Raw genomic sequence first — 20742 nt, 5'->3', positions numbered from 1 at the left:
GTGCAGACGGGCTGACGAACCGTCAACTGATGTGCCATCGGGCCAGATCCGCCGGGGTGTCCAGGTCGTCGGGGGCGGCCACGCCGGTGCAGTCCACCAGGGCGACCGGATGGGAGGACAGCAGGGCGCGGGCGCCCGCATCGCCGGTCGAAGTGGCCAGCAGCTCGGGAAAGTGCGCCGCGCCGATCAGGACCGGGTGCGCCCGGCGCCCGTGGTAGGCGCACGCCGCCAGATCCGTGCGCCGGGCGTGCGACGCCAGCAGCCTGCGCACCGCCTCGGCCGTGACGCCCGGGGTGTCCACCAGCAGCACCAGCACCGCACTCGCCCCGGCCGGCAGCGCGGCCAGGCCCGCGCGCAGAGAAGAGGAAAGCCCGGTGGGCCAGGCGGGATTGTCGACCAGCACGCAGTCGCCGGTGTCGACCCGCGACCGGACCTCCGCCGCCGCCGCGCCCAGCACCGCCACGGTTTCGTCGCACCCGCCGTCCCGCGCCGCCAGCAGCGTGTGCTCCAGCAGCGTGCGCCCCCGGTGGCGCAGCAGCGCCTTGGGCCGCCCGCCCAGCCGGGACCCGCCGCCCGCCGCCAGCACCAGGGCCGGCACCCGCAATTCCGTCATACCGCCAGTCTGCGCCCCCGCCCCCGGGCCTCGGCGAATCCTTCGTACGGACAGGTTTTGCCCGGATTGTGAGGTGTGTCATGCTGCGGCGTGGTCGCCTTGACCCCTGCTTGACCGGCTGGTCTTCTGGTGGGCCGTCAGACTCGCCCACCCGCAGAGGAATACCGTGCGATCCCGCCGTCCCGTCATAGTCGCCGCCCTGTTGCTCGGATCGCTCGCCCTCGGCGCGTGCACCAGTGCCAACAAGGCATCGACAACCGGCAGTTCGAAGCCCCAGTCGGCCCAGTCCGCCTCCAAGGGCACCAACCCGCTGCAGAACCCGGACGGCACCAAGCCCGGCCTGGCGCCCGTCACCAGCGACGCGGACCGCAAGGCGGGGCGGGATCTGATCGGAAAGGTCAAGACTGCCGACGCGGGTCCGAAGACCGGCTACGACCGCGACCAGTTCGGCCCGCCGTGGACGGACAATGTGGACGGCGTCCCGATGGGCCACAACGGCTGCGCCACCCGCGACGACATGCTGGCCCGGGACGGGCAGAAGGTGGAGCACAAGGACGGCTCCGAGTGCGTCGTCACCGGAATGACGATCTGGGACCCGTACACCGGCAAGACGGTGGACTGGAACAAGCAGCAGGCGTCGAAGATACAGATAGACCACGTGATGCCGCTGTCCTACGACTGGCAGCAGGGCGCCTCGCAGTGGGAGAAGCCCAAGCGGGTGCAGATTGCCAACGACCCGCTGAACCTGATCCCGGCGGACGGCTCGCAGAACGCCTCCAAGGGCGACTCCGGCCCCGCCAGTTGGCTGCCCGCCAACACCGAGGTGCACTGCTCCTACGCGATCCGCTGGGCGCAGGTCTCGCTGAAGTACCAGCTGCCGGTGACGCCCGCCGACAAGAAGACCATGCTGTCGCTGTGCGGCGGCTGACGCGGCAGTTGTCGACCGGCGTGGAATGACCCGAGGCCGTTCGCGTCCCCCCTCGGGGGGTCGCGGCGTCGGGCCACGGCTCGCTGGTCGGAGGAACGGAACCGGACGTGGTCATGGGAGACACGTGGGGTGGCGTGCCCGAGAACCCGATGAGGCCCGACTACGAGCGGGCCGCAATCTCCGCGCAGCCCACGGTTCGTCAGCTCGCGGCGGCAGCCGGCTGCGGGAGCCGGCTGCCGAGCCAGGTGAGGGCCGGGGGGATCTCCCGGGTCCAGGTGTGGAAGTTGTGGCCGCCGGTGTCCAGGGTGATGGTGGACAGCTGGGTCGGGGCCTTGAACGCGCCGATCATCTGCTGCGTCGCCGGGTAGTTCTCCTCGTTGCGGCTGGTGGCGAGCAGCAGCGAGACCGGCGGTGCGGGCTTGTTCTGGAGCCGCCACAGCAGGTCGTTGTCCTGCTTGACCTCGGCGCTGCCGCCGAACAGGTCGCCGGTGGTCGGGTCGTTGTGGACCTCGTAGTAGCCGGACAGTGCGATCGCCGCCCGGTACGAATCCGGCTTGCGCATCGCGAACTTGACGGCGCAGTAGCCGCCGGTGGAGTCGCCGATCACCGCGCGAGCCTCGGGCCGGTCGTCGATCCGGTAGGCGGCGGACATCGCCTTCGGCAGGTCCTCGGTGAAGAAGGTCTCCGCCTGCGGGCCGTTCGGCACGTCCATGCACTCGGTGTCGCGGTTGGCGACCAGGGTGGGCCGCATCATCACCAGCACCGTCGGCGGCATCTCCTTGGCCTCGATCGCCTTCAGCGTGGACGCCGGGTACTGGAGCAGCGAGATCAGCTTCTCCGCCGTGCCCGGGTAGCCGGACAGCGCGAGCAGCATCGGGAACTTCGTCCCCGCGTAGGCCGGCTGGAAGTACTGCGGCGGCAGGTACACGTACGCCGGGGTACCGGTCAGCCCGGAGTGCTCGCCGCGGATCTCGACCTTCTGGATCACGCCGGAGCGGTCCTGTGCGGAGCCCTGCGAGGAGTACATCTTCTGCTCGCCGGTCACCGAGACGGCCTTGCCGCCCGGCTCGTGGTTCACCACGGTGCCCGGGCTGCCGTCCAGGCCGAGCAGGTCGCTCCAGGTCGAGTAGAAGCCGAAGTACGAGTTGGCGACCAGCCCCATCGCGGCCAGCACCACGATCTGCGTCCCGAAGAACGCCCCCAGCCGCCCGAGCCACGCCCGCCAGCTCCGGCCGCCCAGCCGGGGCCAGAGCCACATGGTGGCGGCGAAGGCGGCGATCGCCAGCAGGCTGGCGATGATCTGGATCGGGACTCCGGTCAGGCTCGGCACCCGATGATCGTAAGGTACGGCTTCATCTGGCTCACAGCCGCCTCCCAGCACCTTCCCGGGTTTGCCAAGCACCCCCCAAGGGCGTGCCAACTCCCTGCTCTGTCAGTGTGGATCATTAGGTTCCGGTGCTCGTGAGAACACCTGAGCAACTGCACCTGGTCGACTGGGCATCGCTGTACCACGCGTACGGGGACGGCACCGACGTGCCCGGCTGGATCCGCGCGCTGTACTCCGAGGACGAGGCGGTGGTCGACGGGGCGCTGGACGAGCTGTTCGGACGGGTGCTGCACCAGGGCTCGGTCTACCCGGCGAGCGTCGCGGCGGTGCCGTACGTCGCGCACGCCGCCGTGCACGCCGTCCACCGGCGCCACCTCATGCTGGCGTACCTGGCGGCGACCGGCGGTACGGAGGCGGAGACCTGGCCCGGGCCGCAGCAGGAAGGGTGCGGCCTGGTCGCCGAGGAACTGCCCGGCCTGCTGCACCTGATACGCGACCCCGACCCCGAGGTGCGCCGACAGGCCGTGCGGGTGGCCCGCCGCGCGACCGGGGACAGCCTGCGGCCGGCGCTGGACGCGTTGACGGCCTGCCACCGCGACGACCCCGTCGTGCGGGTGCGGGCCGAGGCGCTGACGGTGCTGAGCCGCCTCGACGCCGACCCGGGCCCGCTGCTGCGCGCGGCACTGGAGGACTCCGAGCCGGCCGTCCGGGCCACGGCCGCGGTCGCCCTGCTGGAGGAGGACCCGACCCCCGAGTTGCCGGCGGTCCTGGTGGCGGACGGCGGCGACCCCGACTTCCGGCTGGTCTGGACCGAGTGGTTCCCGGGCGTCGGCAGCACCGAGGACCGCCTGCAGCGCCTGATCAACGACGACCCGGAGCTGGTCCACGAGCTCGCCACCGCCTGGATCGCGGCCGGCGACCACGACGGACGCGGCACCCGCCGCGCGCTGCGGCTGTCCACCCACTGGCGCGGCTACGAGGAGGAGACCGTCGCGCTGCTCCTCGCCGCGCTGCCGCACCAGCGGGAGTGGTACTGGCGGATGCGCGTCCTGGACGGCCTCGCCGACCGCGTCGCCCGCTGCGCCGACCCCGCCGCCGTCGCCGAGGCGGTGCTGCCGCACGCCACCGACCCCGACCCGCGCATCTTCCGGCCCGCCCAACTCGCCCTCGCCCGGGCCGGCGACACCCGCCTGCTCACTGCTGTCCCCGAACCCCACCCGGACGCCCTCGACGCACTCGCCACCCGCACCGACGACCTCGACCTGCGCCGCCAGGCCCTCACCCCGCACCCCTGCCCGGGCGGCTGCGGCGGCTCGCACAGCAGCACGGACGAACTCCTCGACGCCCTCACCCCCGAGAGCGCCGCCCCGCTGCTGCCCGAACTGACCGCGCTGCTGCGCACCTGCCCGAACCGTCGCCTCCTCCACCTGCTCGGCGAGCTCGGCCTCACGGACCCCGAACTCCTGGCCGCCCTGGACGAGTTGGCGCAGCGCACCGATCACCTGCTGGCGCCCGCCGCCGCTGTCGCCGCCGCCCGGCTCGGCGCGGACCCCGGGCCGGCCCTCCGCCTGCTCGCCGACCGCCTCGCCACCGACGCCGACCGCCTCCCCGAGGCCGCCCTGCTGGGACCGGCCGGCGCGCCGCTGCTGCCACTGGTGGAGCCGTACCTGGCAGCGGACTTCCCGAGGACGCGGGTCGACGCCGCCGAGGCCCTGTGGCGGATCACCGGCGACCCCACCCGGGCTGTCCCGGCGCTGCTCGCCGAAATCGCCGGGCCCATCCCGACCTGGTCGGCCGTGCAGGCCCTGTCGGTGCTGCGCCGGACGGGCCAACCCCTGCCACCCGGGCAACGGGCACTGGTGGAGGGCTGGCGGGACTTGGACCCGGCCGTGATGGCGGACGAGATCTTCTGGAGCCGGCAGGACGGGGAGCGGCTGCACGAAGAAGTCCGGCTGCTGCTCGACCAACAGCCGTAGGGCCTTGTCAGGGCGCTCGGCTAAGGTCCGGCGTTCGTGAGATCACCTGAGGAACTGCACCTGACCGACTGGGCATCGCTGGAGCACTCGTACGGGAGCGGTACCGACGTCCCCGACTGGATCCGCGGGCTGTACGCCGAGGCCCGGGAGGCTGTCGATCGCGCGCTCGGTGAGCTGTTCAACCGGGCCCTGCATCAGGGGACGGTCTCCTCGGCGGGGGCCGCCGCCGTCCCGTACCTGGCGCACGCCGCCGTGCACGCCGTCCACCGGCGGGACGACATGCTGGCGTTCATCGCGACCACCGGCGGGGCCGAGGAGGAGTACGAGGGCGAGGCGGACGAGTCCGGGTTCGAGGACAAGGTGACGGGGCGGACCCTGGCGGCCGAGGAACTCCCGGGCCTGCTGGGCCTGTTGCGCGACGACCCCAACCCCGAGGTGCGCCGTCGGCTCGTCCGGGTGGCGCGCTGGGCGGCGGCGGGGGAGTGTCTGCCGCTCGCGGTGGCCGCGCTGACTGCGTTTCAGCGCGAGGACCCGGCGCCCGCCGTGCGGGCCGAGGCGCTGACGGTGCTGCGCTTCCTCGACGCCGACCCGGCCGGGCGGCTGCGGGCGGCGCTGGCCGACCCCGAGCCGGCCGTCCGGGCCACCGCCGCGCTCGGGCTGCTGGAGGCGGCCGAACTTCCTTACCCGGCCGAGCTGTTGGACGTTCTGGTCGCGGACGGCGGCGACCCGGCGTTCCGGGTGGTCTCGGGCGAGTGGTTCCCCGGCGTCGGCAACACCGACGACCGGCTGCGGTACCTGCTCGACGAGGACGCGGAGGCGACCCGGGCCGTCGCCGCCGCCTGGATCGCCGCCGGCGACCACGACGGACGCGGGGCCCGCCGCGCGCTGCGACTGGCCGAACGCTGGCGCGGATACGAGGAGGAGGCCGCCGCGCTGCTGGCCGCCGCGCTGCCCCACCAGCACGAGTGGTACTGGCGGATGAGAGTCCTGGACGGCCTGGCCGATCTCGTCGCCCGCTGCGCCGACCCGGGCCCGATCGTCGAAGCGGTACTGCCGCACACCACCGACCCCGACTGGCGGATCCACCGGCCCGCCCAACTCGCCCTCGGCCGGGCCGGCGACACCCGCCTGCTCACCACCGTCCCCCAGCCCGAAGCGGCCGCACTCGACGCGCTCGCCGCCCGCACCGACGACCTCGACCTGCGCCGCCGGGCCCTCGCCCCGAAGCCCTGCGGCGGGTGCGGCAGCATGCACGGCCGCGCCGACGAACTCCTCGACACCCTCACGCCGGAGAACGCCGCCCCGCTGCTGCCCGAACTGACCGCGCTGCTGCGCACCCGCCCGACCGTGAAACTCGTCCGCTTCCTCGGCGGCACCGGCCTCACCGACCCCGAACTCCGCGACCTGCTGGGTGAGTTGGCGGCCGGGGAAGACCGGCAGCTGGCCCCTGCGTCCGCCGTCGCCGCCGCCCGGCTCGGCGCCGACCCCGAACCCGCGCTGCACCTGCTCGCCGAACGCACCGACTGCCTGGCCGACATCGCCCTGCTCGGCCCGCCCGGCGCGCCGCTGCTGCCACTGGTGGAACGCTGCCTGACGGAGGGCCACCCGCGGCAGCGAGTGGAAGCCGCCGAAGCGCACTGGCGAATCACCGGCGACCCCGACCGGGCCCTCCCCGTCCTGCTCGCCGCACTGTCCCGCCGCGCGCCGGCCGTCCACGCCCTCACCGTGCTGCGCCGGATCGGCCGGCCGCTGCCGCCCGAGCACCGGGCCCTGGTCGAAGGGTGGTTGGCCACGGACCGGCGCGTACCGGTCGGGAAGGACCACTTCTGGAACATGCGCGAGGAGGACCAACTCCGCGCGGAGGCCCGGCTGCTGCTCGCCCACCGGCCGTGAAACGGCGACGGCCCGCCGCACCCATGGGGAAGATGCGGCGGGCCGTCCGTTCATTGTGCGACGAGGTGTCAGCCCAGGCTGGTGAAGAGGGAGTTCAGCAGGGTGCCGGAGTTGTCGTCGTTCTCCAGGGCGAAGGCGAACATGCCGGCCAGGCCCTTGGACTTGGCGTAGGCCGCGCGAGCCTGGATGGCCTTGGGGTCGTCACCGGTCCAGAAGTTGGTGCCGTCGTAGACCCAGGTGGACTCGGTGATCGGGTCCCAGTGGGTGTTCTGGGCGGTCAGGGTGAGCTCGCGCCAGCTGGCGAGGCCGGCTTCCTGGCTGCCGGGCTTGGCAGGGGTGGCGCCGGTGGCCTTCTGGTAGAGGCCGTAGTTGTTGCCGGCCTGGACGCCGGTCCAGCCGCGGAAGTAGAACGGAACGCCGAGGACGATCTTGTTGGCGGGGAAGCCGCCGGTGATGCCGTACTCGGGGAGGCCGGTGGTGTAGGCGGCCAGCGCGGTGTCCACGTTGTACTTGGCGGTGCCGGGGGCGATCGGCAGGGTCGGGTCGGCGGGGCTGTCGTGCAGCGGGTCCTGGAGGTTGGTGGGGCCGGTGGCGTCCCAGGAGCCGTGCATGTCGTAGGTCATGATGTCGGCGTAGTCGAGGTACGCGCCGATCTTGTCGGTCTCGATGGACGAGATCTTGTCCTGTCCGGACGGCAGGGCCGCGGTGAGCAGGAACTTCTTGCCGAGGCTGGCGCCGTAGGTGTCCAGCTGGCTGCGGAACTCGGCGAGCAGCGCGGTGAAGTTCTGCTTGTCGGCGGCGGAGTAGTGGTTGCCGGTGTGGCCGCCGGCCGAGCCGGGGTACTCCCAGTCGATGTCGATGCCGTCGAAGATGCCCGCGGCGCTGGCGGCGCCGCCGGAGGCGTCACCGGCCACGCCGGTCGGCAGGTTGCCCTTGAGGAACATGTCGATGCAGGACGAGACCAGCTTCTTGCGCGAGGCGTCGGTGGCCGCCGCGTCGGAGAAGTACTTGGAGTAGGTCCAGCCGCCGAGCGACAGGGTGACCCGCAGGTTCGGGTTCTTCGCCTTGAGCTGGCGCAGCTGGTTGAAGTTGCCCTTCAGCGGCTGCTGCCAGTCGTCGCCGGAGCCGTCGACGGAGATGGCACCGCTGTAGTCCATCTGGTAGTCGGCGTACGCGTCGGCCGCGCCGTCGCCCGCGTTCGGGTTGTCCTCGTGGCTGGCGTCGGAGGCCTTGACCGCCTCGAAGCAGTTGAGGTTGGTCGGGTGGATGTTCTCGAACGCGTAGGAGATGACGTCCAGCTTGCCGGCCGCGCCGGAGGTGTCGACGTTCTTCGGGTAGTAGGCGGCGTCGTACACCGACCACTGGTCGAAGTAGGCGGACTTGACCGGCTTGGCGGTGGCGGGCGCGGCGGCGGTGGAGGTGGTCACCGCGGCGGACTGCTGGGAGGCGTGGCCGGCCTTGTCGTACGCCTGGACGGTGAAGGTGTACGAGGTGTTCGGCAGCAGCGAGGAGATCGCGATGGAGGTGCCCATCGAGGTGCCGACCAGCTGGCCCTTCGACCAGACCTTGTAGCCGACGTAGTTGTCGGTGGAGTCGGTCGAGGCGTTCCACTTCAGCACCACGGCGTTGGCGGTGGTGCTGCCGACCGTCACTCCGCCCGGGACGGTGATCTTGCCGTCGCCGGCGGGGCCGTTGCCGGTGCCGGAGCTGGAACTCGCCGACGGCGAGGGCGAGGTGGAGGTGGACGGGCTGGGGGAGGCGCTCTGCGAGGGGCCGGCCGAGGCCGAGGCGCTGGCGCTCGCGGAGGTCGACGGGCTCGGGGAGCCGCCGCCGTCGGGGCCGGTCAGGCTGAGGTCGTCGGCCTGGTAGGCGCCGGCGCCGTACCAGCCGTGGGTGAACACCGTCACCGAGGTGGTGGTCGCGCCGGTGGTGAAGGTGGTGCTCAGCTGGGTCCAGTTGGCCGCGGCCGGAGTCCAGGTGGAGGCGTTGACCCCGGTGCCGGTGGCGCCCAGGTACACGTAGTTGCCCTTGAGCCAGCCCGCCAGGGTGTACTTGGTGTTCGGCTGGACGGTGACGGTCTGCTGACACTGGCCGGTGTCGCCGGCGGTGGCGTTGGCGTTCAGTGCGTAGGTCCCGCCGTGTGCGCCGGTGTTGACCACCGAGGCGCTGGTACAGGTCCAGCCGCTCGGGCTGCCGGTCTCGAAGTCGCCGTTGGCGAGCAGGTTGACGGCGGCGGCCGAGGCGCTGCCCATGGAGAGCGCGAGCGCGGTGGAGCCGACCGTCATGGCGGCGGCCACCACGAGGGCGCCGGCGCGGCGACGGGAGGGGGCCCGGCGCGTCGACCCGGGTGCGGGCGTGGCCCGTTCAAGCATGGAGGAACCTCCGGAGTCAGTGGGGTTTGTCCGGTAGGTGCGGTGGCCCGGCGGGCCCAGGTGGGAGCCTGTGCGCTTTGGGGTGAGCGCGTCACCTAGATTGGACTGGACCAATCGTCCGGGTCAAGGATTTCGGCTCACGAACCGTCAGGAAGCTTTCCGATCGGTTCGGTTGGGGAGGGCCGGGCGGGACCGGGGATCGCGCCGTTGTGCGCCTTTGGCTTTCAGTTGCATATGACTTGCAATTACGAGCTGATCAAAGGAAGGATGATGCGGCTCGCCACCCTCCCGGAAGGACCTCCCCAATGCCCGCGCCCACGCGCCTGCGCGACCGGCTCACCCGCGAGGAGTGGATCCGGCTGGCCGGAATGGCCGCGTTCGTCCTCGCCCTGCACGTGGTCGGCTGGTTCACCCTGCTGGCGGTCATCGCGCCCAAGCACTACGACGTCGGCGGCCAGGTGTTCGGCGCCGGCATGGGCCTGACGGCGTACACCCTGGGCATGCGGCACGCCTTCGACGCCGACCACATCGCCGCCATCGACAACACCACCCGCAAGCTGATGGGCCAGGGCAAGCGCCCGCTCTCGGTGGGCTTCTGGTTCTCGCTCGGGCACTCCTCGATCGTGTTCGGCCTGTGCGCCCTGCTGGCGTTCGGCATCCGCTCGCTGGCCGGGCAGGTCGAGTCCGACGAGTCGGCGCTGCACAAGGCGACCGGCCTGATCGGCGTCACCGTCTCCGGCACGTTCCTGGTGCTGATCGGCCTGATCAACCTGGGCGCCTTCAACGGCATCCTGAAGGTGTTCCGGCGGATGCGGCAGGGCGACTTCGACGAGGCCGAGCTGGAGCGCCAGCTCGACAAGCGCGGTTTCCTGAACCGGATCCTCGGCAAGGTCACCCGGGCGGTCACCAAGCCCTGGCACATGTACCCGGTGGGCCTGCTGTTCGGCCTCGGCTTCGACACCGCCACCGAGGTGTCGCTGCTGGTGCTGGCCGGCGGCGCGGCCGCGTTCTCGCTGCCCTGGTACGCGCTGCTGGTGCTGCCGATCCTGTTCGCGGCGGGCATGAGCCTGCTGGACACCATCGACGGCTCGTTCATGAACTTCGCCTACGAGTGGGCGTTCTCCAAGCCGGTCCGCAAGATCTACTACAACCTCACCGTCACCGGCCTGTCGGTGCTGGTGGCGCTGGTGATCGGCGTGATCGAGCTGGTCGGCCTGCTGGCCGAGAAGCTGGACATCACCAGCGGCCCGATCGGCTGGATCGGCTCGCTCGACCTCAACCTGGTCGGCTACGTGATCGTCGGCCTGTTCGTGCTCACCTGGGGCGCCGCGATGGCGTTCTGGAAGTTCGGCAAGGTCGAGCAGAAGTGGTCGGCGGGGCTGCGCGAGCAGTCCTGACCGACGCGTCGTCAGCGAACAAGGGGCACCCGGCGGGTGCCCCTTTCGCATGTGCGGGGGCCGGGGTGTACCCGCTCGGTGGCGAGAAGTTCACGTCAAGGCCCTTGTCGGGCCAACTTCTACGCGCGTATCTTTCTGGCTGGATCTACGCGAGTTGCCGTTCGGGGCCCGCCCGGCAGGGCCGGAGAGGCCCCGGCGGTCAGCCTCCTGACGAACCCTCAATGCCACCCGGCGCCCGAATGACGGCGACCGGGCCATGGTCCTGCCACGAAGGAGCCCCGCCAAGGTGCCCAGCCCCACCCCCGCCCGCCGCTCCCGCCGCACGCTGCTGCGCGTCACCGCGCCGGCCGCGGTCGCCGCGTCCCTGGTCCTCGTCCCGCTGCCGGGCGCGTTCGCCGCGCCGTCCACCGGTGCGGTGATCGCCGAGGTGTACGGCGGCGGCGGCAACTCCGGTGCGACGCTGAAGAACGACTTCATCGAGCTCGGCAACCCGACCGGCGCCGCCTTCGGCCTGTCCGGCTACAGCGTGCAGTACCTGCCCGGCAGCCCCGGCGCCACCACCCAGTGGGGCGTCACCCCGCTGAACGGCTCGATCCCGGCCGGCGGCCGCTACCTGATCTCCGAGGCGCCCGGCGCCGGCGGCACCGCCGACCTCCCGGCCGCCGACGCCGGCGGCAGCCTGAACATGTCCGCCACCTCCGGCACCGTCGCGCTGGTCAACGGCACCGCGCCGCTGAGCTGCAAGACCGCCGCCGACTGCGCCGCCGACACCCGGATCGTCGACCTGGTCGGCTTCGGCTCCGCCGTGGTCCGCGAGGGCAGCGGCCCGGCCGCGGGCGCGTCCAACAGCGCCTCGGTGGCCCGCGGTTCGTCGCTCGCCGACACCGACGACAACGCCAAGGACTTCACCGTCGGCGACCCGACCCCGGTCAACTCCAAGGGCCAGACCACCGGCGGCGGCACCACCCCCGGCGGCGGCGGTGGCACGCCCGTCCCCGGCGACGTGCGGATCCACGACATCCAGGGCACCACCCGGATATCGCCGCTGAACACCAAGACCGTCACCAACGTCCCCGGCATCGTCACCGGCGTGCGCGGCTACGGCACCAAGGGCTTCTGGATCCAGGACCCCAACCCGGACAACAACCCCGCCACCAGCGAGGCCGTCTTCGTCTTCACCGGCTCCGCCGCCCCGACCGTCAAGGTCGGCGACTCGGTGCTGGTCACCGCCAAGGTGAGCGAGTACTACCCGAACAGCGCGGGCGGCTCGCAGTCCGTCACCGAGCTGACCGGCCCGAAGGTCACCGTGCTGTCCTCCGGCAACGCCGTGCCCGCCCCCGTGGTGCTGGACGCCGCCAAGATCCCGGCCGCGTACGCCCCGGACGCCGCCGGCGGCTCGATCGACAACCTGCCGCTGGACCCGTCGAAGTACGCCCTCGACCTGTACGAGTCGCTGGAGGGCATGAACGTCGAGGTCCGCGACGTGCCGGTGGTGCAGGCCACGGACAAGTACCACGAGCTCTGGGTGGACGCTTCGTCGGCCGACCCGCGCACCAACCGCGGCGGCGTGGTCTACCTCGGCTACGACAAGCCGAACAACGGCCGGATCATGATCCAGTCGCTGCCGCCGCTGACCGAGCAGCCCTTCCCGGTCGCCAACGTCGGTGACAAGCTGACCGGTTCCACCGCCGGCCCGCTCGACTACAACCAGTTCGGCGGCTACACCATCGCCGCGAACACCGTCGGCACCGTCCAGGACAACGGCCTGCAGCGCGAGGTCGCCGACCGGGCACTGCCCAGCGAACTCGCCATCGCCACCTACAACGTGGAGAACCTCGCCCCCGGCGACCCCGACGCCAAGTACAGCGAGCTCGCCCAGGCCGTCGTCACCAACCTGCGCTCGCCCGACATCGTCGCCCTGGAGGAGATCCAGGACAACAGCGGCGCCGTCGACGACGGCACCGTGGACGCCTCGGTCACCGTGCAGAAGTTCATCGACGCGGTCAAGGCCGCCGGTGGCCCCGCCTACGACTGGCGCTCCATCGACCCGGTGAACGACAAGGACGGCGGCCAGCCCGGCGGCAACATCCGCCAGGTCTTCCTGTTCAACCCCGACCGGGTCTCCTTCACCGACATCGCCGGCGGCGACTCCACCACCGCCGTCGACGTCACCGGCACCGGCAAGCGCACCTCGCTGACCGCCTCGCCCGGCCGCATCGACCCGAACAACGAGGCCTGGAACAGCAGCCGCAAGCCGCTGGTCGGCCAGTTCAGCTTCCACAACAAGCCGGTCTTCGTGATCGCCAACCACTTCAACAGCAAGGGCGGCGACCAGGGCATCGACAGCCGCTTCCAGGCCCCCACCCGCAGCTCCGAGGTGCAGCGCCAGAAGCAGGCCGAGATCGAGCACGCCTTCATCGCCAAGCTGGAGGCCGCCGACCCGAACGCCCGGATCGTCTCGCTCGGCGACTTCAACGACTACCAGTTCTCGCCCGCGATGCAGACCCTCACCAAGGACGGCGTGCTCCGCGACCTGGTGAACGACCTGCCCGCGAGCGAGCGCTACTCGTACGTCTACCAGGGCAACTCGCAGGTGCTCGACCACATCCTGGTCAGCCCCGCGTTCAAGCAGCAGCACGTCCGCTACGACGTGGTGCACATCAACAGCGAGTTCGCCACGCAGGCCTCCGACCACGACCCGCAGGTGGTCCGCGTCAAGCCGTGACGGCCCTTCGGGAGCCCTCGTTCCGCCTGAATCGGTGGGGCGGGGGCTCCCGCGTTGTTACCGGTGGGTTGACCTCGCGGCCGGGTGGCCGCAGGATCGGGGCTCACTGTCTCTGGGAAGGACCTCGGATGGCCCTCGACGCCGACGTCATCGTGATCGGAGCCGGCCTGGCAGGCCTGGCCGCCACCGCCGAACTCGCCGACGCCGGACGGCGCGTCATCCTGCTCGACCAGGAACCCGCCGGGTCGCTCGGCGGGCAGGCGCACTGGTCCTTCGGCGGACTCTTCCTCGTCGACTCGCCCGAACAGCGCCGGATGCGGATCAAGGACTCCCGCGAACTCGCCTGGCAGGACTGGCTCGGCACCGCCGGCTTCGACCGCCCCGAGGACGCCTGGGCGCGCCGCTGGGCCGAGGCGTACGTCGACTTCGCGGCCGGCGAGAAGCGGGCCTGGCTGCACGCGATGGGCGTCCGGCTGTTCCCGGTGGTCGGCTGGGCCGAACGCGGCGGACTGCTCGCCACCGGACCGGGCAACTCCGTCCCGCGCTTCCACATCACCTGGGGCACCGGGCCCGGCCTGGTCGAACCGTTCGCCCGCCGGGTCCGCGACGCCGTCCGGGCCGGACGGGTCACGCTGCGCTTCCGGCACCGCGTCACCGGCCTTGCCGCGAGCGGCGGTTCACTCGACACCGTCACCGGCGAGATCCTCGCGCCGTCCGCCGTACCGCGCGGCGAGGCCAGCTCCCGGTTGGTGGTCGGACACTTCGAACTGCGCGCCCAGGCTGTGATCGTCGCCTCCGGCGGCATCGGCGGCAACCACGACAAGGTCCGCGCCGCCTGGCCCGAACGGCTCGGCACCCCGCCCGCGCGGATGCTCTCCGGGGTCCCCGCGCACGTCGACGGCCTTATGCTCGACGTCGCCGCCGAAGCCGGCGCCGGACTCGTCAACGGCGACCGGATGTGGCACTACACCGAGGGCATCGAGAACTGGAACCCGATCTGGGCCCGGCACGGCATCCGCATCCTGCCCGGCCCGTCCTCGCTCTGGCTCGACGCCACCGGCGCCCGCCTCCCCGTCCCGCTGTTCCCCGGCTTCGACACCCTCGGCACCCTCGACCACATCATGCGCACCGGCCACCAGCACACCTGGTTCGTGCTCACCCAGAAGATCATCGAGAAGGAGTTCGCACTCTCCGGCTCGGAACAGAACCCGGATCTGACGGGGCGTTCCCTTCGACGGGTGCTCGGGCGGGCGCTGCCCGGCGCGCCCGGGCCGGTCGAGGCCTTCAAGCAGCGGGGCGCGGACTTCGTGGTCGCCACCACCGTGGACGAGCTGGTGCGCGGCATGAACGAGCGCCAGGACGGGGCCCCGCCCATCGACGCCGACGCGCTGCGCCGCGAGATCGAGGCCCGCGACCGCGAGATCGCCAACCCCTTCGGCAAGGACCTCCAGGTCACCGCGATCCACGGCGCCCGCCGCTACCTCGGCGACAAGCTGATCCGCACCGCCACCCCGCACCGCCTGCTCGACCCCGCCGCCGGACCGCTGATAGCCGTCCGGCTCCACATACTCACCCGCAAGTCCCTCGGCGGCCTGCACACCGACCTCGACTCCCGCGTCCTGCGCCCGGACGGCTCGGTGCTGGACGGCCTCTACGCGGCAGGCGAGGCAGCCGGCTTCGGCGGCGGCGGCATCCACGGCTACCGCTCCCTCGAAGGCACCTTCCTCGGCGGCTGCCTCTTCACCGGCCGCACCGCCGGCCGGGCGGCCGCAGCCGCCACCGCCTGATCCGCGCACTACCGGCCGGTCGCGCCGTCGATCTGCTCCCGCAGAATGTCGGCGTGACCGGCGTGCCGGGCCGTCTCACTCGTCATGTGGGCGACCACCCAGCGCACCGAGAGCAACTCCTCGCGGACCGGCACCGCCACCGGACGCGACAGGTCGGCGGACGCGCCGATCGCCGCGTCACTGGCCTCGATCGCCTCCGCGTATGCGGCCAGCACCTGCCCGGCGCTGGTGTTCGCCGGGACCGCCATGTCGAAGTCCACGTTCTCGTAAGCCATTTGGCCCGCCACATGGTGCCCGAACCAGTACCGCTCGGCCGCCGTCAGGTGCTGCACCAGACCCAGCAGGTTCGTCCCCGTCCCGACCAGGACGCGGCGCAGCTCCTCCTCCGTCAGCCCCTCGGTCTTCTTGACGACGGACTCCCGGGCGAACCTCAGGAAGGCCAGCGCGGTGTCGAGTTCGCCGCTGTCGTTGAACGGAACGGGGCGGCGCTGGGTCTCGGTCGCAGTCATCCTTCGAACCTATCCGGCCGCCGCGTGGGTCGCACCGAGATTTCCGGGTCGGTCAGCCCTGGCCGGTCAGCCCTGGCCGGTCAGCTGGGCCAGGACGATCTTGGCCATGGTCTCGGCGCCGAGCGTGGACTTCGGGTCGAGGGCCAGCTCGCCGAGAACGGCGACCGCCGCAGTGGGGTCGCTGTGCTGGAGCAGCAGGGCCTTGTTGACCAGCAGCATGCCCCGGGTCTCCCCGTCCGGCTCCCCGGCCAGCCCGCGTTCCAGGGCGTCGATCTGCTCGTCCGGGTCGGTCAGCAGCGCGGCCAGCTCCTTCCAGGCCGGCGGGAAGTCCGGGAAGCGCTGCACGATGCCCTGGAGCAGCTCACGCTTCTGCGTCGGATCCTCCAGCCACTCCAGCTGCAGGAACGCCTGACTGAAACCGTCGAACAGCTCGCCGCGAAGCTCCCGGCGCAGCGTGTCCAGCGTGGTCTTGCAGGTGAAGAACCCACGCGGCGCGAGCCGGTCCACCTCCGCGTACAACTTCTCCGCCCCCACAGCGTCACCCTGCAACAACACCGTGAACGCCGCGTCGTACGACGGATGCGGCCACCCCGGCGCCAGCGCCTGAGCCTGCCCCAACAGCCCGAGCGCCTCCTCGTACTCGCCGCGCTCCCCGGCCTCCCGCCCCCGCTGATGCAACAGCCGCGCCTCCGCCGGTACTTCCTCACCCCCGACGAGCTCCCACCCCACCTCCCCGCTCACCCCGGCCAGATCGCCCTCGGTGAGCTCCCGCCCCTCCGCGTCCCTGAACACAACCCGTCCGGCCATCGGGCACCCCCACCTGTCGCAGCGAATCCGTCGCGCGAGGCTACCGGACCCGAAGGGGAGCTCAGCCCTGACCCTCCGGCAGCCCGCCACGGAAGAGCACATGCCAGTGCAGGTGCTTCGAGTCCTGGTACGCACCCTCGTTCGTCATGACGCACGCCGCGCCGTACTCCTCCCGCACCTTCGCCGCGACCCTCCGAACCACCCGGAGGACGTCCGCGAGCACCTCCTCATCGCCGTCGCCGAGGCCCACCAGAGAGGGGATGTGCCGCTTCGGAACGACCACGATGTGCACCGGCCAGCTCGGCCTGGTGTGCTCGAACGCGAGGACCGTGTCCGTCTCCTCCACCACCGTCACCGGCGTTCTCCCGTTCAACGCCTCGTTGCAGTAGAAGTCCGAAACCTCCGCCGCCGGAGTCGTCACAGTTGCCCCCCGTTCCTCGCCGTCGTGCTCGCAGGCTTCCCGCTCATCCTGACTCTTCGTGAGGATGCCGAGAAAGCCGCTTTCCGGCCGGTCGTCACGAACCCCTACGAACCCCTCGGAGCAGATCCCGTGACGAGCAGGACCGCCTCGCGGCAGGACGCCGCCGTTGCCGACCGGGCGATCCTCGCGAACAGCGCCTACGCCGACGGACGGCACCTGGCGGCTCGGCAGTCGATCTACCAATGGCAGCAACCGCAGTACGACCTGCCCGGGATCCTCGTCGAGGAGCCGGCCGGCACCGGCGGCACCGTCCTCGATGCCGGCTGCGGCACGGCAAGTTCGTGGCCCGCCTGCACCGGGACCGCCCCCTCCGGGTTGTCGGGACAGACATCTCGGCCGGCGTCCTCGCCGACGTCGAGCGGCCGGTGCCGGTGTGCCGGTATTGAGTGGGCGGGTGCGGAGAATGGGGAGCGTGAACAGAGCGGAGTTGGACGGGCGGCCGGTGACGGTCGGGGAGTTGCAGGTGTTGGCGCTGACGAACTACGGGCACTTCACCACGATGCTGGTGGAGGACGGCCGGGTGCGGGGGCTGGGGTTGCATCTGGCGCGGTTGGAGCGGGACTGTGCGGCGGTGTTCGGGGTGCGGCCGGATTGGGAGTGGGTGCGGGAGTTGGCGCGGCGGCAGGCTCCGGCGCGGGGGGCGGTGGTGGTGCGGGTGACGTTGTTCGATCCGGCGATCGACCTGGGGAGTGTCGGGGGGCCGGCGCATCCCCGGGTGTTGGTGACGGCCCGTTCGGCGGGGAGTGGGGTGCCGGGGGCGACGAGGGTGCGGACGGTGCGGTACCGGCGGGATCTGCCGGAGGTGAAGAGTGTGGCGCTGTTCGGGGCGTTGCGGCAGCGGCGGCTCGCGCAGCAGGCGGGGTTCGACGACGCGCTGTTCGTGGACGAGGCGGGCGGGCTGACGGAGGGCGCGACGTGGAACGTCGGGTTCCTGCGGGGCGGTGAGGTGGTGTGGCCGCAGGGGGAGTACCTGGCGGGTACGGCGATGGCGCTGCTGCGGCAGGAGTGCGGCGGTGGCAGTGAGGAGCGGGTGGGCCGGGAACTGGCGGGCGTGGACGCGGTGTTCGCGACCAATGCGACCACCGGCGTGCGGGCGGTGGCGGCGGTGGACGGCCGGGAGTTCGATGTCGAGGCGGCGGGCCTGGCGCGGTTGCGGGCGGCGTACCTGGAGGTGCCGGGTGACCCGCTGTGAGCTGTGACGACGAGTCATGATCGGGCCGGGCACCTCGCGGCGTACCTGGAGGTGCCGGGTGACCCGCTGTGAGCTGTGACGACGAGTCATGATCGGGCCGGGCACCTCGCGGCGGAGGTGGCTTTACCAACGCATGGTCTGATCATGTGCTCGGCCAGACCGACGCGATGACGCTCGTTCACCGAGCATCCGGATGGCGGCCACCGGTCACTGACAGTCTCCCGCGCATGGATATCCCCAACATGGGCGTGCCCGCCCAGCTGGCCGCTCGCATGAACATGGCCGAGCAGCACGAGTACCTGCGCAGCAAGCTCTCCCGCCGCACCCTGCTGCGCTCCAGCGCGGTGACGGTCGGCGTGCTGGCCGTCGGCGGGGCGCTGGGCTCCGGCACGGCGTTCGCCGACCAGGCCGCGAAGCAGGGCAACGCGACGGACGCGGTGTCCGGTGCGCTGGTCGCCCCGGTCGGTCGTCACCTGCAGTTCGGTGCCGAGGCCGACACCCAGATGCGGGTGTCCTGGCAGGTGCCGGCGCCGGTGAAGAAGCCGTTCCTGCGCTTCGGCCGGCACCCGTGGGAGCTCAGCCACAAGATCGAGGCCGAGGTCCGGGCGCTGCACACCCCCGCGCTGGTCGACGGTGCCACCCCGGTCGACCAGTACTACCTGCACGTGGAGCTGAACCACCTGCAGCCCGGCACCACCTACTACTACGGCGTCGGCCACGAGGGCTTCGACCCGGCGTCGCAGCAGGCGATCTCGACGCTCCAGACCTTCACCACCGCGCCGTCCCGCAACGGCCGGCGGGGCCGCCCGTTCGAGCCGTTCACCTTCACCGCCTTCGGTGACCAGGGCGTCTCCTCGCACGCGGCCGGCAACGACCACGTGATCCTGGCCCAGAAGCCGGTGTTCCACCTGCACGCCGGCGACATCTGCTACGCCGACCCGATGGGCCAGGGCAAGGACAGCGACCGCGTCGCGTTCAACGCGCTGACCTGGGACGCGTTCCTTGCGCAGACCGAGACGGTGGCGGCGAAGATCCCGTGGATGGTCGCCTACGGCAACCACGACATGGAGGCCTGGTACTCGCACAACGGGTACGGCGGCGACGACGCCCGCTTCACCCTGCCGACCAACGGCCCGGACCCGCGCAAGGCGCCCGGCGTCTACGCGTTCAACTACGGCAACGTGGGCGTCATCTCGCTGGACGCCAACGACGTCTCCTACGAGATCCCGGCCAACCTGGGCATCACCGCGGGCCGCCAGACCGAGTGGCTGGAGCGCAAGCTGCGCGAGCTGCGGGCGGACGAGGCGATCGACTTCGTGGTGGTCTTCTTCCACCACTGCGCCTTCTCCACCACCCACCAGCACGCCTCCGACGGCGGCGTCCGGGACGCCTGGGTGCCGCTGTTCGAGAAGTACCGGGTGGACCTGGTCATCAACGGCCACAACCACGTGTACGAGCGCACCGACGCGATCCTCGGCAACAAGGTCAACAAGGCGGTGCCGAGCGGTGCCAGCATCGACCCGGCCAAGGACGGCGTGGTGTACGTGACCGCCGGTGCGGCCGGCCGCAGCCTGTACTCGTTCGACGCTCCCGACACCTACGAGGGCCACGAGAACCACCAGGACGAGGTGGTCACCTACCACTTCGACAAGGGCAGCGTGAAGGTCGCGGAGACCGTGCAGTGGTCGCGGGTCCGCTACACCGGCTACTCGTTCATCAAGGTGGACGTCACCCCGGCGCACCGTGGTGCGACCAGCACCATGAAGGTCACCGCGCTCGCCGAGAACGGCACCCAGATCGACCACTACTCGATCACCCGCCGCGCGGGCCGCAGCGAGCACGGTCACTGACGCCCACGTGCAGCGCCCCCGGCCCCGGTGCTGTCGGGTCCGGGGGCGCCGCCGTCTAGGGTTGTTCGGTGAGTACCGCCCGTTCGATCATGTTGTTCGCCGTGGCCGCGCTGCTGGAGATCGGCGGCTGCTGGCTGGTCTGGCAGTCCGTCCGCGAGTCCCGCCCGTGGTGGCTGGCCGGCCTCGGCGTCCTCGCGCTCGGCCTGTACGGCTTCACCGCCGCCCTCCAGCCCGACGCCAACTTCGGCCGGGTGCTGGCCGCGTACGGTGGGGTCTTCGTGGCGGGCTCCCTGCTGTGGGGCGTCGTCGTGGACGGCTTCCGCCCCACCCGCTGGGACGTGTTCGGCGCGCTGATCTGCCTGGCCGGCGTCGGCGTGATCATGTACGGACCGCGCCGCTGAGCGGGCCTCAGGCCGCGACCCACCGCCAGCCGTTCTTGTCCTCGCACCGGATGGTGCGCCCCGAGGCGTCCGTACCCCACACCCCGTGGTCCGAAGCCCGGCAGTACTGGCCCGCCTTGTAACAGTTCCCCGCGTTCGACAACGGGTGGCACCCCGCCGCCTCCTGCGTGTGCGTCGGCTCCGCCGGCGGCTTGGCGGTGGTGGTCTTCGGCGCGGGCTGCGGCGGCTGGGTGGCCGGCGGGGTCGGCGTCTCGGCGCTCGGGCTCGGCGTGGCGCTCGGCGTGGCGCTCGGCGTCGGGCTCGGTGTCGGCGTGGGCGACGGCGTCTCGGACGCGCTGGGCGATGGCGCGCTGTTGCTGACGGCGGCGGGTGCGGACGGCGCGGCGGGCGCCGTGTCGGCGGGCTCGCAGGCGGTGGCGAACAGTGCGGCGGCCAGCAGCGCACCGGCCGCGGAGGCCCGGCGCAGGCGGAGGGAGAAGGACAA

At 71.8% G+C, this 20742-nt stretch carries 16 protein-coding genes; 9 read left to right on the top strand and 7 right to left on the bottom strand.

Annotated elements, in window-relative coordinates; genetic code table 11:
* Positions 1-22 precede the first annotated feature (22 nt).
* Positions 23-613, bottom strand: coding sequence for an NTP transferase domain-containing protein (locus ACGFWJ_RS12930; protein ID WP_392948431.1), 591 nt, complete (start codon positions 611-613; stop codon positions 23-25).
* A gap of 166 nt (positions 614-779) precedes the next feature.
* Here ACGFWJ_RS12930 and ACGFWJ_RS12925 point away from each other — a divergent pair, with 166 nt between their 5' ends.
* Entirely contained in the window at positions 780-1541 is a 762-nt protein-coding gene (locus ACGFWJ_RS12925; protein ID WP_392948428.1) for an HNH endonuclease family protein, read from the top strand.
* Positions 1542-1740: 199 nt separating this feature from the next.
* On the opposite strand, the gene ACGFWJ_RS12920 is transcribed toward ACGFWJ_RS12925, so the two are convergent.
* Positions 1741-2871, bottom strand: coding sequence for an alpha/beta hydrolase (locus ACGFWJ_RS12920; RefSeq protein WP_392948426.1), 1131 nt, complete (start codon positions 2869-2871; stop codon positions 1741-1743).
* A 131-nt stretch (positions 2872-3002) separates the two neighbouring features.
* On the opposite strand from ACGFWJ_RS12920, the gene ACGFWJ_RS12915 reads away from it, so the two are divergent.
* Together ACGFWJ_RS12915 and ACGFWJ_RS12910 are read left to right on the top strand one after the other, a co-directional pair.
* A complete protein-coding gene (locus ACGFWJ_RS12915; protein WP_392948423.1) occupies positions 3003-4844 on the top strand; it encodes a hypothetical protein in 1842 nt (613 codons plus the stop codon).
* 36 nt (positions 4845-4880) lie between these two features.
* The gene (locus tag ACGFWJ_RS12910) at positions 4881-6737 is read left to right on the top strand and encodes a hypothetical protein (protein ID WP_392948420.1); all 1857 of its coding nucleotides are present in this window, start codon (positions 4881-4883) and stop codon (positions 6735-6737) included.
* Positions 6738-6805: 68 nt separating this feature from the next.
* On the opposite strand, the gene ACGFWJ_RS12905 is transcribed toward ACGFWJ_RS12910, so the two are convergent.
* Entirely contained in the window at positions 6806-9109 is a 2304-nt protein-coding gene (locus tag ACGFWJ_RS12905) for a glycosyl hydrolase family 18 protein (RefSeq protein WP_392948417.1), read from the bottom strand.
* A 305-nt stretch (positions 9110-9414) separates the two neighbouring features.
* On the opposite strand from ACGFWJ_RS12905, the gene ACGFWJ_RS12900 reads away from it, so the two are divergent.
* The 3 genes from ACGFWJ_RS12900 to ACGFWJ_RS12890 all read left to right on the top strand — a co-directional run bounded on the left by ACGFWJ_RS12900 (position 9415) and on the right by ACGFWJ_RS12890 (position 15018).
* Entirely contained in the window at positions 9415-10506 is a 1092-nt protein-coding gene (locus tag ACGFWJ_RS12900; RefSeq protein ID WP_392948414.1) for a HoxN/HupN/NixA family nickel/cobalt transporter, read from the top strand.
* A 286-nt stretch (positions 10507-10792) separates the two neighbouring features.
* Complete coding sequence (locus ACGFWJ_RS12895) at positions 10793-13231, top strand: endonuclease/exonuclease/phosphatase family protein (RefSeq protein ID WP_392948412.1); 2439 nt, start codon at positions 10793-10795, stop codon at positions 13229-13231.
* 128 nt (positions 13232-13359) lie between these two features.
* Positions 13360-15018, top strand: coding sequence for an FAD-binding dehydrogenase (locus tag ACGFWJ_RS12890; RefSeq protein WP_392948409.1), 1659 nt, complete (start codon positions 13360-13362; stop codon positions 15016-15018).
* Positions 15019-15026: 8 nt separating this feature from the next.
* Here the strand turns inward: ACGFWJ_RS12890 and ACGFWJ_RS12885 are convergent, their stop codons facing one another.
* The 3 genes from ACGFWJ_RS12885 to ACGFWJ_RS12875 all read right to left on the bottom strand — a co-directional run bounded on the left by ACGFWJ_RS12885 (position 15027) and on the right by ACGFWJ_RS12875 (position 16971).
* Positions 15027-15527, bottom strand: coding sequence for a DinB family protein (locus ACGFWJ_RS12885; RefSeq protein WP_392948406.1), 501 nt, complete (start codon positions 15525-15527; stop codon positions 15027-15029).
* Positions 15528-15593: 66 nt separating this feature from the next.
* Positions 15594-16334, bottom strand: coding sequence for a hypothetical protein (locus ACGFWJ_RS12880; RefSeq protein ID WP_392948404.1), 741 nt, complete (start codon positions 16332-16334; stop codon positions 15594-15596).
* Between the two features lie 61 nt (positions 16335-16395).
* Entirely contained in the window at positions 16396-16971 is a 576-nt protein-coding gene (locus ACGFWJ_RS12875; protein ID WP_392948402.1) for an HIT domain-containing protein, read from the bottom strand.
* A 256-nt stretch (positions 16972-17227) separates the two neighbouring features.
* On the opposite strand from ACGFWJ_RS12875, the gene ACGFWJ_RS12870 reads away from it, so the two are divergent.
* The 3 genes from ACGFWJ_RS12870 to ACGFWJ_RS12860 all read left to right on the top strand — a co-directional run bounded on the left by ACGFWJ_RS12870 (position 17228) and on the right by ACGFWJ_RS12860 (position 20258).
* Positions 17228-18007: an aminotransferase class IV gene (locus ACGFWJ_RS12870; protein WP_392948400.1), complete on the top strand. Its 780-nt coding sequence runs from the start codon at positions 17228-17230 to the stop codon at positions 18005-18007.
* Positions 18008-18234: 227 nt separating this feature from the next.
* Positions 18235-19857, top strand: a complete 1623-nt coding sequence (locus ACGFWJ_RS12865) for a purple acid phosphatase family protein (protein WP_392948397.1) — start codon at positions 18235-18237, stop codon at positions 19855-19857.
* 68 nt (positions 19858-19925) lie between these two features.
* Positions 19926-20258, top strand: coding sequence for a YnfA family protein (locus tag ACGFWJ_RS12860; protein WP_387645581.1), 333 nt, complete (start codon positions 19926-19928; stop codon positions 20256-20258).
* Between the two features lie 7 nt (positions 20259-20265).
* On the opposite strand, the gene ACGFWJ_RS12855 is transcribed toward ACGFWJ_RS12860, so the two are convergent.
* Positions 20266-20742 (bottom strand): hypothetical protein, encoded by a 477-nt coding sequence (locus tag ACGFWJ_RS12855; protein ID WP_392948394.1) that lies wholly within the window; start codon positions 20740-20742, stop codon positions 20266-20268.

This window comes from Kitasatospora sp. NPDC048407 (genome assembly GCF_043200475.1).
Lineage (GTDB): Bacteria > Actinomycetota > Actinomycetes > Streptomycetales > Streptomycetaceae > Kitasatospora.
The sequence above is the reverse complement of the archived record's forward strand: the minus strand, read 5'-3'. Positions and strand labels throughout refer to the sequence as shown.

What these genes read in the sequence shown, in the direction of transcription:
- ACGFWJ_RS12905 (WP_392948417.1), bottom strand. Translation starts at nt 9,109, where the DNA reads ATGCTTGAACGGGCCACGCCCGCACCCGGGTCGACGCGCCGGGCCCCC.
- ACGFWJ_RS12885 (WP_392948406.1), bottom strand. Translation starts at nt 15,527, where the DNA reads ATGACTGCGACCGAGACCCAGCGCCGCCCCGTTCCGTTCAACGACAGC.
- ACGFWJ_RS12865 (WP_392948397.1), top strand. Translation starts at nt 18,235, where the DNA reads ATGGATATCCCCAACATGGGCGTGCCCGCCCAGCTGGCCGCTCGCATG.
- ACGFWJ_RS12880 (WP_392948404.1), bottom strand. Translation starts at nt 16,334, where the DNA reads ATGGCCGGACGGGTTGTGTTCAGGGACGCGGAGGGGCGGGAGCTCACC.
- ACGFWJ_RS12930 (WP_392948431.1), bottom strand. Translation starts at nt 613, where the DNA reads ATGACGGAATTGCGGGTGCCGGCCCTGGTGCTGGCGGCGGGCGGCGGG.
- ACGFWJ_RS12890 (WP_392948409.1), top strand. Translation starts at nt 13,360, where the DNA reads ATGGCCCTCGACGCCGACGTCATCGTGATCGGAGCCGGCCTGGCAGGC.
- ACGFWJ_RS12900 (WP_392948414.1), top strand. Translation starts at nt 9,415, where the DNA reads ATGCCCGCGCCCACGCGCCTGCGCGACCGGCTCACCCGCGAGGAGTGG.